Here is a 15773-nt window from a genome sequence, read left to right on the forward strand (position 1 = left end):
CATGACATAGCATTTCATCGATGCCCCCTGCTCGATGCACAATGCCCCAGCCCATCTGTCTTCTCATCTTGGTGGGCTAAGAGCATCAAACCTGCGATCCAATCCGCAGGAAGCTGTCATAGGCGGGATTGGTGGTTTCATCCCAATACGGATACCCGAGTTCGTCCAGGCTTCGCTTGAGTTTCGGGAGTTCAGCCTTCGGCACCTGAATGCCTGCCAAAACACGCCCGTAATCGGCGCCATGGTTCCGGTAATGGAACAAGGAGATGTTCCAGCTGCCGCTCAAGCCGTTCAGGAACTTGAGCAACGCTCCAGGACGCTCCGGGAACTGGAACCGGAAAACCAGCTCGTTTTCGAGCCCTGAGGCTCTGCCGCCGACCATATAGCGGACATGGAGCTTCGCCATCTCGTTATCGCTCATGTCGAGCACCGGATAGCCGTGCTCCCGCAGCATCCCGATGATCTGCTGCTTCTCGTCTTCGCCCTCAAGTAATTGGACGCCCACGAAGATGTGCGCTTCCGTGGGATCGGAATAGCGATAATTGAATTCGGTGATCGAGCGTTTGCCCAAGAGCTGGATGAAACGTCGATAGCTGCCTGGAGCCTCCGGGATCGTCACAGCCAGTAATGCCTCACGGTGCTCACCGATCTCGGCGCGCTCGGCAATATGCCTGAGCCGGTCGAAATTCATGTTCGCGCCGCTGTTGATGGCGATAAGGCTTCCCTCTGAGACTGCGCGGCTTTCAGCATATTTCTTAAGGCCGGCCAAACTGACAGCGCCGGATGGCTCGGCAATGGCCCGCGTATCCTCGAAGATGTCCTTGATGGCCGCGCAGATCTCGTCCGTGTTAACCATGACGACGCTGTCTAGCATTTCGCGGCAGATGCGGAATGTCTCTTCGCCGGTCTGCCTCACGGCAACGCCATCGGCGAAAAGGCCGACCTGGTTAAGAACGACACGCTCGCTACTTGCAATGGCCGCCGCCATGCTTGCAGCCTCTTCAGGTTCGACGCCGATCACCTTCACATCCGGGCGAAGGAACTTGGCGTAGAGCGCCACACCTGCAGCGAGGCCCCCTCCTCCCACGGGCACGAATATTGCCTCGATCGGCTTCGGATGCTGACGCAGGACTTCCATGCCAACCGTGCCCTGGCCGGCAATCACATCCGGGTCGTCGAACGGATGGATAAAGGTCAGGCCTTTCTCGTCTTCGAGCTTGCGGGCCTGGGCATAAGCCTCGTCGAAATTCTCGCCATGCAGGAGGACGCGTCCGCCGCGATCCTTCACTGCCTGTACCTTGATATCGGGCGTCGTGCGCGGCATCACGATGGTAGCCTTGACCCCAAGGGCTTGCGCAGAAAGGGCAACACCCTGGGCGTGATTTCCTGCCGATGCGCAGATCACACCTCGATCAAGCGCCTCACGGGGCAGGTTAACCATCTTGTTGTAGGCGCCGCGCAGCTTGAAGGAGAAGACCGGCTGGAGATCCTCGCGCTTCAGATGAACATCGGACCCCAGACGCTGCGACAGGCGGGGCATGGGGTCGAGAGGGCTCTCAATGGCCACATCATAGACCCGTGCGGTGAGGATTTTCCGGATATAGTCCTGCATGGGATGTCCGCTTGTTAAATCGAGCGCGCATTCGAGGGCAACTCTGTCGCATTCTGCGGTATAAGAAGCAAATTCCTGTCAAGGAAGCTCGATCTGCATTCCATCGTAGGCAGGTTCGATATGAGGCGGCAGTTGCCGCCGCAGGGTCTCGTAGTCGAGATCCGTGTGCAGGTTCGTCAGAATGGCGCGCTTCGGCTTGACCTTCTCGATGAGCGCCAACGCCTCTTCGACAGAGAAATGCGTGGGGTGCGGTGTGTAGCGCAGCGCATCGATGATGAGGGTTTCAAGGCCTCCCAGATGGCGCAGGCTCTCATCGGGCATGCGGCTCACATCGGGAGCATAGGCCATCCTGCCGAAGCGGAAGCCCAGCGCATCGATATCGCCATGCTCCATGCAAAAAGGCATGGCCTCTATGACCCCGCCCGGACCATTCACGCTCGTGAGAATTCCCGCCTTCATGTAGTGAAGTTCGAGAATGGGTGGGTAGCTGCTGCCTGCCGGGGTTTCGAAACAATAGCCGAAGCGAACCTGAAGCAATTCGCCGGTCACGCGGTCGGCATAAACGGGAATGCGCTTGTGCATGACAATCGCAAGCGGCCGCAGATCGTCGATGCCATGGATGTGATCCGCGTGCTCGTGAGTATAGAGCACCGCATCGAGATGCTTCACGCCTGCACCGAGCAACTGATCCCGAACGTCAGGCGTCGTATCCACCAAAACGGTCGTCGTGCCGTTGGCGGACGCCTTCTCGACGAGGATGGAGCAACGCCTGCGGCGGTTCCTGGGGTTGGAGGGATCGCATGCGCCCCAGCCGACACCGACACGCGGCACTCCCGCCGAGGAACCGCAGCCCAGGATCGTGACCTTCAAATTCATGATGCCTGCGCCTGAGCTGCTGGTGCAGCCTTTGAGAACAGACGGTCAAAATTCTCTGTCGTGATCCGTGCAACCTCGTCATCGCTCACGCCAATGACCTCGGCCAATACACGAGCGGTGTGAGCCACATAGGCGGGTTCGTTGGTTTTGCCTCGGAACGGGACGGGAGCAAGGTACGGAGCGTCTGTTTCCACGAGCAACCGATCCTGCGGCACTGCCGCGGCGATCCGGCGGATCTCTTCCGAGTTTCGGAATGTCAGGATGCCTGAGAATGAGACGTAAAGTCCCAGAGTGACGCCCACTTGAGCCAGCTTCTCCCCCGATGAGAAGCAATGGAGAACAGCACCGAACCGCCCTCTCCTCATCTCGTCAGAGAGAATCTCGATCATGTCCTCATCGGCGTTACGGGCATGGATGACGAGCGGGAGGGCGGTTTCGCGGGCTGCCTCGATATGCGTGCGGAACACTTGCCGCTGAACGTCACGCGGGCTCTTGTCGTAGTGATAGTCCAACCCTGCTTCGCCGATGGCGATACAACGCGGATGGGCGGAAAGCTCCACGAGACGCGCAGCCGGCACATCCGGCTCATCGCCGGCATTATGGGGATGCGTACCCACAGTGAAAAACACATTCTCATGCGCCTCAGCCAGGGCGCGATAGGTCTCGTACCGTGCCACATGGGTGGAGATCGTTACCATCCTGCCGATGCCGGCAGCCTCGGCAGCAGCCAGAATCTCAGGAAGGCGGCCCTGAAGATCGGGAAAATCCAGATGGCAATGGCTGTCGACCAGCATGGGTGAAGGCGCCCTCCTCCGAGGCCGTTAACTCTTGGGGCTGCATAGATCGGATTGACCTTTTCGTCTAGCGACGCGCTTCCTGGGTCGTCGCCGCGGGTTCGTCATCCTCTCGCGACTCCTTATGGCGCATTCGGCGCAGCCTTTCCTGATGCCGCCGCACAGTCACTTCGTCGAGATCATGAGGCCAGACGATAGGCACGGTCAGGCAGACGCTCTGCGCAGGCAGGACATCGCACCAATCATGGATCAACTGTTTATAGCATCGTCCTACAGGCCGGATGTTGCGGTCGAGATCGTAAAGCCCGACAGGAGTGACCCGGTTGTTCTCCTCCCGGAGAGCGACGTCCCAGTCCATCTGATCTGTCAGCGAGTACCAAGTGAAGCCGACGATAGGTACGCCTGTGTTCCGCACCCTCAACACGTTCGCCCATTGCTTCCAGAGCCAGTTGACAGCCTCTTCGCCAGTCGGCCCCTCCATGAGGTTCGTCTCTGTATGCATGACGGGAAGCCGATAGCGCTCATAATACTGGCGCGTTATCTCGTCGTATCCGAACACATCTCCAGCAGAGCGCGACGATCCATCTGCCGCCACGCGATGTTCGTTGGTGACGTAGTAATCATTGCCCATGATGCAGTGATGGCGCAGCGACGAGCGGCTGAGGAAGAAATGGTATTCATCACGCGTCATCCCATTATCCATGAGAAACTCGTACATTTCCGAGTCCACACGGCGACCGTAATTGAGATCGAGCGACAGAAAACGCCGCGCATTCATGATCTCGGCGGGCTTGATGGCCGCCGGGTTTTCCGCGTGGAAATACTCCGATGACTCGCTTTGAATGAACAGCGCATCCGGTCGAACCTTGAGGATGCGTTCCATGGCGAGCACATTCGCCTGGACGATGTGCTTGAGAGCGGTCACGAAGGCTTGATCGCTCTGGAGCTGCTCGTTCCACCATCCGTAGGCTGCGGAAAACGTGGCGCAAATGAACATCTCGTTGACTGGTGTATAAAGCTGCACCCAGGGAAAGCGTCGCGCGAAGGCTTCGGCGTAATTGGCGAAAAGGTTTGGAAAATCCGGATTCTGAAAATTGCCGATCCAATCCGGGACGCCAAAGTGGCACAGATCGACGATCGGGATGATGTTGCGGTGCTGAAGTTCGCCGAAGGTCATGTCGGCGAAGGACCAGTCATAGCGCTCCGGCCCTAGGAAGGTCGTGTGAAGCGGCGGCCCATAGCGCAGGACCTGAATATCGAGCTCCGCCAGGAGATCGAAGTCGGTCTGCCAGTGCTTATAATGGCCGCACTTCTCCATCTGATCGATGCGCGTGCGGCCGTTGTTGATGGTCGGGATGCTATTCTCGATCCCGGTCGCAAACATGAACGTAGTGAACATCTTCCGCTTCCGCTGCGGGCCTCGAAAGCCCATCAAAGCGGAAGCTTAAGGTGCTTCCGCCTCGATATAACGCGGGAAAATCGGAGCCGGTTGCGGCAAGGCCGCCCCTGCGACGAGACGATGCTCAGGGCCAACCATCGCCAGGACGCGTTTCTCGGGTGCGATCGCGAGAAGATCGAGAAGCTTGGCGGCAGCTTCCGGCACGAAAGGCTGTGCCAGGATGCCTACAGCGCGCAGAACCTCGGCCGTCACATAGAGTACGGTGTTCATGCGGGCCGGATCGCTCTTGCGCAGCACCCAGGGTTCCTGGGAGGCGAAATAGCGGTTGGCTTCAGCGACCACGGCCCAGATTTCGGCAAGCGTGGTATGGACGGCGAAGTCCTTCATGGCCGCCCGCGTCTTTCCGGGCAGCGCGTCGGCAAGCCAGAGCATGTCCTGATCGGCCTGTGTGAAGGCGCTCGGCTGCGGCACGGCAGCATCGCAGTTCTTCGCGATCATCGACAGCGAACGCTGCGCCAGATTGCCGAGATCGTTCGCGAGATCCGCATTGATGCGGTTCACGATGGCCTCGTGCGAGTAATTTCCATCCTGGCCGAATGGCACCTCGCGCATGAAGAAGTAGCGGATCTGGTCGACGCCATAGGTGTCGGCGAGATCGAACGGATCGACCACGTTGCCAACCGACTTCGACATCTTCTCGCCCTTGTTGAGCAGGAAGCCATGGCCGAAAACGCGCTTGGGCAGCGGCAGCCCGGCCGACATGAGGAAGGCCGGCCAATAGACCGTATGGAAGCGCACGATGTCCTTGCCGATGATATGCACATCGGCTGGCCAATTTTTCCAGCGTGGGTTGCTCTCGTCCGGGAAGCCGCAGCCGGTCAGGTAGTTATTGAGCGCGTCGATCCACACATACATGACATGCTTGGGATCATTCGGGACCGGCAGGCCCCAGTTGAAGGTGGTGCGGCTGATCGAGAGATCCTGCAAACCGGAGCGCACGAAGCTGGTGATCTCGTTGCGACGTGTTTCCGGGCTGATGAAATCCGGGTTGTCCGCATAATGCTGCAGCAAGCGATCCTGGTAGGCGGAGAGGCGGAAGAAATAGCTTTCCTCCTCGATCCACTCGACAGGCGTACCCGTAGGCGCGCGCCAGGAGCCGTCGGGCTGCTTGGTCAGTTCGCTCTCGTCGTAATAGGCCTCGTCACGAACGGAGTACCAGCCGGAATATTTGGAGAGATAGATATCCCCCCTCTCCTGCATCCGGCGCCAGAGTTCATGGGTCGAGGGTAGGTGGTCCGCATCCGTTGTGCGGATGAAGCGGTCGTAGGAACAGTTCAGGCGATCCGCCATGGCGCGGAACTTCGTCGCCATCTCATCCACGAAAGCCTTCGGCGTCGTGTTGTTGCGGTCTGCCGTCTGCTGGATCTTGAGGCCGTGCTCGTCCGTGCCGGTCATGAAGAACACGTCGTAGCCGTCGATCCGCTTGAAGCGGGCAATCGCATCGGAGGCGACGACCTCATAGGCATGGCCGATATGAGGCGCGCCGTTCGGATACGAGATAGCCGTGGTGATGTAGAATTTCTGCTTGTCGGCCATGGCGGATCCTTAAACTCGTAGATTCTTGAACGCAGCGCTCGAGGTGCGGTCAGGCCGTTCGCCGAACTGCGTCAGCCAGATCGTCGAACAGCGTCAGAATGAAGGGCCGGCGGTCGAGGTTGAAGACGTCGATCTCGCGAGCCACCCGTGCGATCTTCTCACACACCTCCACTAAAGGCGCAAGGCGTGCCGCCCCCTGGCTCGCACGCTCATGCAGCCTGCTTGAGACCCAGCGCTCGATCGTTTCCAAGGTCAGGTCATAGCTGTCATTCGCATCCCGCTTTGCGAGCGCCTCGGCCAGTGCCTGGATCTGCTTGGTGTCGACCCTCGGCAACCCCTCCAAGAGCCGGGTTACCTGCTCGATGAAGGCAACCTTGTCCGCGTCCAGCAATTCCAGGGTGCGTCTGACGGATCCTTCGCCATAAGGCAGGGCCTGATCGAGAAGCGCCTCGGGCACATCGTTCCAGGACTCCCCCAGAGACTGGATGGCAGTCTTGATATGCTCATTCTCCAAAGGGCGAAGCAGGAGACGACGGCAACGGGAGCGAATGGTCGGGAGCACCCGCTGGGGGGCATGGCTCACGATCAGGAACAGGGAGCGCGGCGGCGGCTCCTCGATGACCTTGAGGAGTGCGTTCGCACTCGAGATCGTCAGGTCCTCGGCGCTGTCCACGATGCAGACGCGATAGCCCCCGTCAGCGGCCGTCGAGCCGAACATGTTCAGGGCTTTGCGGACTGCATCCACGGGGATCGTCGTCGAAGCGGCCTTCTTGTCGGTCGCAGGGGCTCGCCGAAGAAGCGACAGGTTAGGATGCGATAGGGCTGAGACCTGCCTGGATATGTTCGAGTCGGGCGAAGCCTGAAGATTGTCGATCGAGCGGTCGTTGGATTTCTGCGGATCGAGAACGGTGCGCGCGACCCGATAGGCCAGGGTCGCCTTGCCGATGCCCTGAGGCCCGCCGATCAGCCAGGCATGATGAAGCCGCCCACTGCGCAATCCTTCGAGAAAAGCGCCCTCGCCGTCCCGATGTCCGAAGAACGCGAACTGGTCCCGAGGATGAGGGGCCCCTTCGAACTGGTCGGGCTCAAGAGCGTCTTGGGCGTCACGCGACATCGAGCGGCCTTTTCTGCGGTTCGGCAAGTTCGGGCAGCCGCTCTTGTAAGGCAGCCCAGATGGCCATCTCCACATCCTCAGCCGCTTGATCCGCATTGATGACGGCACAGCGTTGAGGGTCGGATTCCGCAATCGCGAGATAGGCCTGACGCAGGGCCCGATGGAAGGACAGGCCCTCATCCTCGAAACGGTCCATTGCCTCGCCCTTGCGGGCCTGCCGTTCTCCTGCGCGGGAAAGTCCGACTTCTGCAGGAAGGTCCAGAATGAAGGTCAGATCCGGCTTGGTCCCAGCCAGGGCGACACGTTCCAACTCATCGATGGTCTCTGAGGAGATGGAGCCCGACGAGCCCTGATAGGCGCGCGTCGAATCCGCGAACCGGTCGCACAGGACGGTGGTGCCGTTCTTGAGGGCGGGCTTGATGGTCTTGTCGAGATGGTCGATCCGCGCGGCGGCGAACATCAGGGCTTCGGCAAACGGCCCTAGCGGCTTGGCATGTCCGTTGAGAATGAAAGACCGGATCTCCTCGGCGAGAGGCGAGCCGCCCGGCTCCCGTGTGACGAGCACAGGATGCCCGAGCTTTTCAAGCCGTTCCTTGAGCCTTGCGATCTGGGTCGACTTGCCTGCGCCCTCCCCGCCTTCGAACGTAACGAACCGACCTGCCATCAAATTCTTTCGATGACACTCGTGAATGCACGCCGCACCCAGCCCGTGCCGAACTCCACAAGGCCGTCCAGAGCGCGCTGGCTCAGGGTGCCTTCCTGGATATCTTCATTGGCATATAGCGGCATTTCGAGCGCCTGCATCTCACCACGGTTGACCTGGATACGAGCCACCTCAGTCCCCTTTTCGATCGGGGCCTTCAGTGGGCCGGTGTAGATGATCCGAGCCGTGACCCGCTCGCCATCTCCACGGGGCACCAGTACACGAACAGCCTTCTTGGATACAAGCGGGAGAGAGCGTTTGCTACCGCCATAGACCTGAGCCTCGCCCACGACCTGTCCCTCTGCAAAGAGTTCGCGCGACTCAAAGGCCCGGAACCCCCAATCCAGCAATTTCCGAGATTCATTGGCCCGGTCCTTGGCGGTTTTGAGCCCGTTGACGACCACGATGAGGCGCTGCCCGTTCTGAACCGCGGACCCGATCAGGCCAAAGCCTGCCTCATCGATATTGCCCGTTTTCAAGCCATCGGCCCCGATATCCATGGTGAGCAGCGGGTTGCGATTCTGCTGGCGTATCTTGTTCCAAGTGAATTCGCGCTCACCGAAAATCTTATAGAGATCGGGATAGGTCTCGATGATGTAGAGGGCAAGCTTCGCGAGATCGCGGACAGTCGCCTTCTGCTCCGGGTGACCATAGCCCGTCGCGTTACGGAATGTGGATTTCGTCAGCCCGATCGCACGCGCCCGCTCATTCATGAGCTTGGAAAAGTTCTCTTCCGTGCCCGCAACACCCTCGGCGATGGCAATGGCCGCATCATTGCCGGACTGCACGATGAGACCGCGCAGCAGATCCTCGAGGCGCACCTGAGTATTGACCTGGGCGAACATGGAAGAGCCGCCGGAGCCGCCGCCTCCCTTGCGCCAAGCATTTTCGGAAATCGTGAAAGTGCTGTCGAAATTGAGGCGTCCGCTCTTGATCTCGTTGAACACCACCTCCGCCGTCATGGTCTTGGCCATGCTGGCCGGCGCCGTCAGTTCATCCGCGCTCTTCTCGAAGAGAACAGCATGGCTCTCCCCATCCATCAGGATCGCCGTAGGGGCACTGGTTTGGAATGATTGTGCCCTTGTTTCCTTCGGGAAAACCCATGCGAAGGAAAGGATGGCGAGAGCAATAAGGGCCGAGGCCAGAGTACGGGCAGGCATCTGTTGACGCATCGTGAGGTGTCCAGGATCTTCCGTTAGGAGAGCCTGAATCTGTGGCGCGTCAACGCCAAATCAACGTTACGGTTAGATAAGCTGTGTGCTGTGACACAGTCTCTGGGATGGGCAGCCGGATAGCTGCCCACTCGACCTCAGCGGACGAACTTGGACTGGTCCAATGTCGTGAAGCCGGTGCCCTTCTGGAAGCCGGTGCGGCTCGCCTCAGGGGAGGCATAGTAGAGACCTGCCACCACAGGGCGGGACGATGCAGCGGCAGCACCGGGAATGGTGCCGAGATCGAACGGACGCTCAGGCGGGAGCGGCACGTTGGAGAATGCAACCCGTTGGGAGGCCGGAGCTGCAATCGGGGCAGCCTCGAAATTATCCTCGGGCTCAGCCGTGTCGATGCCGATGGCCTGACGGGGCGCTGCTGCCGGGCGCGGGGTCGCCTGGGCGATCATGGTCGGAGCCGAATTGGTCAGGCTGGCCGGCTGGCCATCCGTCCGAAGGCTGGCGAGGAGAATGCGGTCATCGCTGCCATTGGTCGAGGCGCGTCCGACATACTCGACTCGAACCTTTGCCGTTCCCTGCTTATGGAAGCCGAGAGCCGAGGCGGCGCGTTCGGACACGTCGATCACGCGATTTCCGTGGAACGGGCCACGATCATTGACGCGAACGATCATGGAATGGCCGTTCTGCAGGTTCGTGACGCGAGCATAGCTCGGGAGCGGCATGGTGGTATGGGCCGCAGCGATCGAATCGCGGTCGAAAATCTCACCATTGGCGGTCATGCGGCCATGGAAATTGGAGCCGTACCAGGAGGCAAGGCCTTCAACCGGACGCGGCGTTTCGGACGGAACATAGGTGCGGCCGGCAACCGTATAGGGCTTACCCACCATATTGCGGCCGCCGCCTTTGGGAATCGGCCCGCCGTCGACAACCCGCGGGCTCGGCGCCACGCCGTATTTGGGGTCGATGCCGCCGACCTTGGAGGAGCAATTGGCGACGGTGAGGGCAATAGCCGCGACACCAGCAATTCGGACGAGAGCTCGGCAGTCGAGGGTGATCTTTCCCGTTAAACCGCTTTTGGCCTCAGCGCGATCCCAATGCATATTGTTCGCATCCCCATTCTTCGCACTGCTCATGGCGGCGTCGGAAAATCTACCCCGGACAGCCAACCAAAGTGCGCCTATCCTCTTAAAAGGAAGTTAAATGGCCGCGCTTGTCAATTGCAAAGCTATCGAATTGTTAACAATGTATCGCCCCTCGAAAGATTGAATATTTTCAGGGCCTTAGATGCCATTTTCTCTAGGTGATTTTCACGATGGGACGGGCTCAAATAGCCGCGCGCCCGTGAGGTGGCGCTCTGGAGAGAGGTAAAGATCGTGAGACTCACCTCTGTGCCGTGACGCTTCGCCCTGATACCCAGATGGGTTTATGTTGACGGCGACCGGCCCACAGCCTTAGAGAACCTTTATGGTAGCGGCTGGGGTGATGGATCCTCCCGGACGCCGATGGAGAGGTGGCCGAGTGGTTTAAGGCAGCGGTCTTGAAAACCGCCGTGGGTGCAAGCCCACCGTGGGTTCGAATCCCACCCTCTCCGCCATTGAAACAGGCGCACTCGAATCTTCTGAGTTCAGACCTCACTAAGTGTTCGCTAAGCTCGCAAGTCATGAAATTAGAAAAACACGTTTTGGCTGCTATTAATGACTACGAACAGGGAAGTCCTGACTTAGCCTTAATGCACGCCTGTTTTTCAATTGAGGGCACTGCAAGGAAATTTTCTGGTAAAAATAAAGCAACCAATAAAGATTATAAAGATCTTATTCGGGCATATTACTGGATTATTGAGCCCATGATTGGCGGCGGGATAAATCTCGTTGAAACGAAATGGCACAACCTCAAAATCGACAATGGATATGGAAGAATTCTTCCAGATCCCGATTTAGCTGACGTTATATATCATGTTTTTAGATGTAGCCATGCGCATGCAGAAGATACTCCTAAAAACTACGAGCTTCTTCCTGTGACCGATGGTCATTCAAGGTGGATTCTTGCAGATGGCGTATTGCACATGCCCGAGCGCATAATATGGGCTTTATTAGCTGTATCCGTATTTGCAAAAGTGAATGCAGATATAACTACTGACACCCCACACTACCTTACTTGGGGGAGTATGAGTCTAGGATTAGGCATAGAAACTTTTATCATTAAAGAATGGTGGGGAAGAGAAGAAGACTTTAAGGCTTTTATGGACAAACAAAAAATTATTCGGGTTAAATTAGATAAACTAGCTTTCTCAAACTCGTAGCCTTTTCTGGCTGAAAAGCCATAGAAAACGGCTTCTTACGCCCCAAACCGGCATAGAGCGTCTTACCTAGAGAATACCGGCAAACCGACAGGCTGAAGCCGATGGGGCTTCAGCCTGCCGCAAGATCAAAATTGAAGTTTTAAAGCCGATCGAGCGAAGGCTGCTGTTCGCCGAACCAGTTCTTCTGAATGAGCGCCCTCGCCTCGTTTGCCGTAGCGCCATCACCGCGTGCTTCGGCCGCTTGCAGTAATCCGGTCGCAGCCCATCCATTATTGGGCGACAGTTGGAGCGCCCTGCGGAAGGCAGCCTGCGCATCTTCGCTCTTTCCCTGCTGCAGCAAGGCTGCACCGAGCGATTGATGCACCGGGTAATACCAGAACGGCGGCTCCATGTAGGGCAACTGATCCTGGATCGCAGCAGCTTCCGCGAATTGCGCAGCCGCCTGTGCAGCATCGCTCCTGGCCTGCGCAATTCGTCCCTCGATCACCTTGGCCTCGATGGCGAGAACACCTGGCCCTGGGACCCCCATATCCGGCAGCGCCTTGATTTCGGGCGTTTCCGCTAAAGCGTTAATGGCCGCGGCTTCTGCACGGGCCTCATCTTCACGCCCCAGACGCGCTAGTGCGACGCCGCGCGCGTAGTGCCATGTGGCGCGCACGAAGGGGAAGCTGATATCGGGCGCAGGCAAGGCCAGCACTTTCTCCGGTGTCGAGAACCGCGCATGGGCAGTATAGACGGCAGCGGCGATGGGCTGCGTCCAAGGGACCTCGTGCTGCGCGCGGCTCGATACAAGCCCGACGAGCTTCTCGGCTGCGGCGATGGACGTTCCTCCATCCCCGCCCATGAGGGCCGACGCCATCACGAAGTGGACATTGTGGGCATAGTAGCCTTCCGAATAAAGCAGGCTTGCACCACCCTGCTTCAGAAGCGCTTCGTCGGCCGCTGCGGCCTGCACATTCGCGTCCAGGCTCTCACGCCAGCGTCCGAGGCGATACCAGATGTGGCTCGGCATATGCACGAGGTGTCCAGCTCCAGGCATCAATGCCGCCAAGCGCGTCGCATGCGGCGCTGCCCGCTCGGGCCGGTCGGAGGCCTCGACGGCATGGATGTAGAGGTGAATAGCCCCGGGATGATCAGGATAGGCCTGAAGCGGCCCTACCTGTTTGTCGCCCAGCACGCCTTCGATAAGTTCGACCATACGTGCGGTCTTGCCCTTCGGTGTCTTTCCTCCATCCGTCCAGTAATCCCATGGACTGAGGTTCATAAGTGCATCTGCCGTCAGAAGTGCAACATGCGGGTCTTCCGGAAAGCGAGCCTGCACGGCCTGCATCGCGTCCGCATAAGCCTGATCGAGCGCTTTGCGATCGGCATTCGGATCAGACGAATAACGCTTTGAGAGAGCGTCGATCACAGCACTTTGCAACCCGTCAGCGGCAGGCGTGAGTTTCCTGGCCTGTTCGAGCACGGCAAGCGCTCGTTCGTTCGCATCCGTGCTCATCGGATAATTGATGTGAGGGCCGAGCACCCATGCCTCGCCCCACAGACACATCGCGCAATTCGGATCGAGTTGCTGTGCCGCCCTGAAAGCACGGGCAGATTCGGCGTGATTGAAGCCCCATCCGAGACGATAGCCCTGGTCGAAATAGGCTTTCGCATCCTGCCCGCTTGGGCTCATGGCAGGCCACGAGAATTGGCCCAGATTGCTGTAGATGGCTGGCCTGGACTCCGCGCTCGGCGCAGCGGCACCTTTCGGCATGTCGCGGCTATAGGCCCCGAGTTCGTTGCCAGCCGGCGGCTGGGCGTGAGCCTTGTGGTCGGATTGCGCGACCTTGACCTTATCGGTCGATGCATAAGTCATGCCATGCATCAAGCGAACTCGCGGGCTGTCATGGTTCCCGAGAGGGCACGCCATAGCGGGAAGTGCGGTGCTCAAAGCCGTGACTGCGGTGGTCAGGAGACAGAGACGCGCCCATGGGCGCGAACGCTTCGTAACACTGAGCATCATCGGAAGCCTCCCCTGTTGGAGAAGCTGCAATGTGCGCTCAATGGCAATGCGCGTCTGTGAGCTAAATCACAAGCAGGCCGTACTCTCGCATATCAATTGGCGATCTTACCGCCCAGCTCATCATCGATGTGAAGGCGGATGATCTCATCGAAACTCTTTTCAGCCTTGAAACCGAGGCTTTCCGCGCGGCTGGCATCGAACCGGCGCGGCCATCCCGCCACCATCTGCATGATGTTGGGATCGGGCTCGCGGCGGATCCTGGCGGCCACCTTATCTCCTGCGATGTGTCGCAGGGCGTCGATCTGTTCGGCGACAGTAACGGAAACGCTTGGCATCGTCAGATTCCGACGGGGCCCGATCCTGGCCTTATCAATCGTCGCGGCATGCATGAGAAAACCCACAGCAGAGCGTGGTGAAGCGTGAGCGTGGCGCACATCCTCAGGGACAGGAAGCACGGCCTCCTGTCCGCTCAATGGCTCGCGAATGATGCCCGAGAAGAAGCCGGAAGCCGCCTTGTTGGGCTTTCCGGGCCTGACGCAAATGGTAGGCAGGCGAATGCCGACGCCGTCGAAGAACCCACGACGTGTGTAGTCAGAGAGCAGCAGTTCACCGATTGCCTTCTGCGTCCCGTAGCTTGTCAGCGGTGTCAGGAAAAAATCATCTCCAATGGCTTCGGGGAATGGCGCTCCGAAAACGGCAATGGACGAGGTGAAAACCAGACGCGGACAATAACCATCACCAATGTGGCGAATGGCGTCGAAGAGATAACGGGTTCCGTCGAGGTTGATCCGATAGCCTTTGTCCAGATCGGCTTCGGCTTCACCGGACACGATTGCAGCCAGATGAAAGATCAGGTCGGGGCGGTTTGCCACGAGCTTGTCGGCCTCGCCTGCCAAAGAAAAATCTGAGGTCAGCGCCGCGATCTCGAAAGGCGCCTGCGGAGTCTGAGGCTCAACCACATCGTGCAGGATCATGCGGGTGATCGGCTGGCCATTCACGCGCCCATCGCCGATAAGTCGCTCAGTGAGCTTGCGGCCAACCATTCCGGCGGCCCCGAGAATGAGAATCTGCATCGATCAATAACTTCGTTCAAAGGACTCGGCAGATATTAAGACGATAATAGACTGCCCAGAGCGCGGACGCTCCGGGCAGATCCATGTTGGGTAGCAGTACCTTACTTCTTGCGCATCTTATCCAGCTCGTCCTGCATCATCTTCACCGTCTCGGGGCCGATGGTGGAGGCGTGCTTTTCCCACACAGACCTGGCCTGCTCGCGCATGCGGTTCGCCTCCTGCTCGTTGAGCTCGTTGACGACCACACCCGCCCCTTTGATCTTCTGGAGAGAGGCCTGCCCCAGTTCGCGAGATACCTTGCGCTGCTCGTCGCGGCCGGCGATGGCGCAATCACGCACAGCGGCCTGCTCATCCTTCGACAGCCCATCCCAGAGCTTCTTGGAATAGAGAACCAGGAACGGCGTATAGGCGTGGCGGGTCACCGAGAGATACTTCTGCACTTCATAGAACTTCGAAGTGTCGATGGTCACGAAGGGGTTTTCCTGCCCGTCGATGGCCTTGGTCTCGAGCGCAGTGAACACTTCGCCGAAGGCCATGGGAACGGCATTCGCACCCATGTTCTTGAACGTGTCGAGGAACACGTTGTTCTGCATCACACGAACCTTGAGGCCCTTGAAGTCTTCCCATTTCTCGACAGGGTGCCGGGAATTGGTCAGGTTGCGGAAACCGTTTTCCCAATAGGCGACGTTGACGAGGCCGACCGACTCCAATTTCCCGTCGATATACTTTCCGAACGGACCATCAAGAATAGTATCGGCTTCCTTTTCGTTGGCGAAGAGGAACGGCAGGTCGAAGACGCCGAGATCAGGCAGGATGCCGATGAGCGGCGAGCTCGAAGTGACAACCATTTCCTGCGTGCCGGAGCGAAGAGCCTGCGTCGCTTGCAGATCGCCACCCAGAGCACCGCCCCAGAAACCCTGGACCTTCATCTTGCCGCCGGACTTTTCTGTCAGGCAAGCTTTGAACTTGTCCACACCCTTGCCGTTCGGGTGATCCTCGTTCACGCCGTTGGATAGGCGGATGTTGCGCTCGGTGAATTGTGCCGCGGCCGGAACCGCGGACAGGAGTGTTAAGGCAACGCCTGCTGCCAATGCGAATTTCAGTGTCTTCATGGTTGTTCCCTCTCTCTTCGG

At 58.8% G+C, this 15773-nt stretch carries 13 protein-coding genes and 1 tRNA gene; 2 read left to right on the forward strand and 12 right to left on the reverse strand.

Translation table 11 applies throughout. From position 1 onward, the window contains the following. Positions 1 to 85: 85 nt before the first annotated feature. The 9 genes from ilvA to MJ639_RS03035 all read right to left on the reverse strand — a co-directional run bounded on the left by ilvA (position 86) and on the right by MJ639_RS03035 (position 10396). Entirely contained in the window at positions 86 to 1612 is a 1527-nt protein-coding gene (ilvA, locus tag MJ639_RS02995; protein WP_243368608.1) for a threonine ammonia-lyase, biosynthetic, read from the reverse strand. Between the two features lie 78 nt (positions 1613 to 1690). Then, a complete protein-coding gene (locus MJ639_RS03000; RefSeq protein WP_279306474.1) occupies positions 1691 to 2488 on the reverse strand; it encodes an MBL fold metallo-hydrolase in 798 nt (265 codons plus the stop codon). Beyond that, a complete protein-coding gene (locus tag MJ639_RS03005; RefSeq protein WP_243368610.1) occupies positions 2485 to 3282 on the reverse strand; it encodes a TatD family hydrolase in 798 nt (265 codons plus the stop codon). Before MJ639_RS03005 ends, MJ639_RS03000 begins: the two co-directional genes overlap by 4 nt. A gap of 67 nt (positions 3283 to 3349) precedes the next feature. Beyond that, positions 3350 to 4681 (reverse strand): family 1 glycosylhydrolase, encoded by a 1332-nt coding sequence (locus MJ639_RS03010; protein ID WP_243368612.1) that lies wholly within the window; start codon positions 4679 to 4681, stop codon positions 3350 to 3352. Positions 4682 to 4726: 45 nt separating this feature from the next. Continuing rightward, complete coding sequence (gene metG / locus MJ639_RS03015) at positions 4727 to 6277, reverse strand: methionine--tRNA ligase (protein ID WP_243368614.1); 1551 nt, start codon at positions 6275 to 6277, stop codon at positions 4727 to 4729. Between the two features lie 49 nt (positions 6278 to 6326). Continuing rightward, positions 6327 to 7391 carry a DNA polymerase III subunit delta' gene (locus MJ639_RS03020; RefSeq protein ID WP_243368616.1) on the reverse strand — a complete coding sequence of 355 codons (1065 nt, stop codon included), beginning with the start codon at positions 7389 to 7391 and terminating at the stop codon, positions 6327 to 6329. Beyond that, complete coding sequence (gene tmk, locus MJ639_RS03025) at positions 7381 to 8055, reverse strand: dTMP kinase (RefSeq protein ID WP_243368618.1); 675 nt, start codon at positions 8053 to 8055, stop codon at positions 7381 to 7383. Before tmk ends, MJ639_RS03020 begins: the two co-directional genes overlap by 11 nt. Continuing rightward, positions 8055 to 9266: a D-alanyl-D-alanine carboxypeptidase family protein gene (locus MJ639_RS03030; protein WP_243368620.1), complete on the reverse strand. Its 1212-nt coding sequence runs from the start codon at positions 9264 to 9266 to the stop codon at positions 8055 to 8057. The genes tmk and MJ639_RS03030 overlap by 1 nt, the downstream gene beginning before the upstream one ends. A gap of 137 nt (positions 9267 to 9403) precedes the next feature. After that, positions 9404 to 10396 (reverse strand): septal ring lytic transglycosylase RlpA family protein, encoded by a 993-nt coding sequence (locus MJ639_RS03035; protein WP_243368622.1) that lies wholly within the window; start codon positions 10394 to 10396, stop codon positions 9404 to 9406. Positions 10397 to 10767: 371 nt separating this feature from the next. Between MJ639_RS03035 and MJ639_RS03040 the strand changes: the two genes are divergently transcribed. Beyond that, positions 10768 to 10857: transfer RNA gene (locus MJ639_RS03040), tRNA-Ser, on the forward strand. Positions 10858 to 10923: 66 nt separating this feature from the next. Further along, positions 10924 to 11562 carry a hypothetical protein gene (locus tag MJ639_RS03045; protein ID WP_243368623.1) on the forward strand — a complete coding sequence of 213 codons (639 nt, stop codon included), beginning with the start codon at positions 10924 to 10926 and terminating at the stop codon, positions 11560 to 11562. Between the two features lie 139 nt (positions 11563 to 11701). Here the strand turns inward: MJ639_RS03045 and MJ639_RS03050 are convergent, their stop codons facing one another. The 3 genes from MJ639_RS03050 to MJ639_RS03060 all read right to left on the reverse strand — a co-directional run bounded on the left by MJ639_RS03050 (position 11702) and on the right by MJ639_RS03060 (position 15752). Continuing rightward, on the reverse strand, positions 11702 to 13420 hold the full coding sequence (locus tag MJ639_RS03050) for a tetratricopeptide repeat protein (RefSeq protein WP_243368625.1): 1719 nt from the start codon (positions 13418 to 13420) through the stop codon (positions 11702 to 11704). A gap of 239 nt (positions 13421 to 13659) precedes the next feature. Further along, positions 13660 to 14640, reverse strand: coding sequence for a D-erythronate dehydrogenase (denD, locus tag MJ639_RS03055; protein WP_243368626.1), 981 nt, complete (start codon positions 14638 to 14640; stop codon positions 13660 to 13662). A gap of 101 nt (positions 14641 to 14741) precedes the next feature. Then, positions 14742 to 15752, reverse strand: a complete 1011-nt coding sequence (locus tag MJ639_RS03060; RefSeq protein WP_243368628.1) for a TRAP transporter substrate-binding protein — start codon at positions 15750 to 15752, stop codon at positions 14742 to 14744. Between the last annotated feature and the right edge of the window lie 21 nt (positions 15753 to 15773).

It is taken from the genome of Microvirga solisilvae, assembly GCF_022808595.1.
GTDB lineage: Bacteria > Pseudomonadota > Alphaproteobacteria > Rhizobiales > Beijerinckiaceae > Microvirga > Microvirga solisilvae.

What these genes read in the sequence shown, in the direction of transcription:
- ilvA (WP_243368608.1), bottom strand. Translation starts at nt 1,612, where the DNA reads ATGCAGGACTATATCCGGAAAATCCTCACCGCACGGGTCTATGATGTG.
- MJ639_RS03000 (WP_279306474.1), bottom strand. Translation starts at nt 2,488, where the DNA reads ATGAATTTGAAGGTCACGATCCTGGGCTGCGGTTCCTCGGCGGGAGTG.
- MJ639_RS03005 (WP_243368610.1), bottom strand. Translation starts at nt 3,282, where the DNA reads ATGCTGGTCGACAGCCATTGCCATCTGGATTTTCCCGATCTTCAGGGC.
- MJ639_RS03010 (WP_243368612.1), bottom strand. Translation starts at nt 4,681, where the DNA reads ATGTTCACTACGTTCATGTTTGCGACCGGGATCGAGAATAGCATCCCG.
- metG (WP_243368614.1), bottom strand. Translation starts at nt 6,277, where the DNA reads ATGGCCGACAAGCAGAAATTCTACATCACCACGGCTATCTCGTATCCG.
- MJ639_RS03020 (WP_243368616.1), bottom strand. Translation starts at nt 7,391, where the DNA reads ATGTCGCGTGACGCCCAAGACGCTCTTGAGCCCGACCAGTTCGAAGGG.
- tmk (WP_243368618.1), bottom strand. Translation starts at nt 8,055, where the DNA reads ATGGCAGGTCGGTTCGTTACGTTCGAAGGCGGGGAGGGCGCAGGCAAG.
- MJ639_RS03030 (WP_243368620.1), bottom strand. Translation starts at nt 9,266, where the DNA reads ATGCGTCAACAGATGCCTGCCCGTACTCTGGCCTCGGCCCTTATTGCT.
- MJ639_RS03035 (WP_243368622.1), bottom strand. Translation starts at nt 10,396, where the DNA reads ATGAGCAGTGCGAAGAATGGGGATGCGAACAATATGCATTGGGATCGC.
- MJ639_RS03045 (WP_243368623.1), top strand. Translation starts at nt 10,924, where the DNA reads ATGAAATTAGAAAAACACGTTTTGGCTGCTATTAATGACTACGAACAG.
- MJ639_RS03050 (WP_243368625.1), bottom strand. Translation starts at nt 13,420, where the DNA reads ATGACTTATGCATCGACCGATAAGGTCAAGGTCGCGCAATCCGACCAC.
- denD (WP_243368626.1), bottom strand. Translation starts at nt 14,640, where the DNA reads ATGCAGATTCTCATTCTCGGGGCCGCCGGAATGGTTGGCCGCAAGCTC.
- MJ639_RS03060 (WP_243368628.1), bottom strand. Translation starts at nt 15,752, where the DNA reads ATGAAGACACTGAAATTCGCATTGGCAGCAGGCGTTGCCTTAACACTC.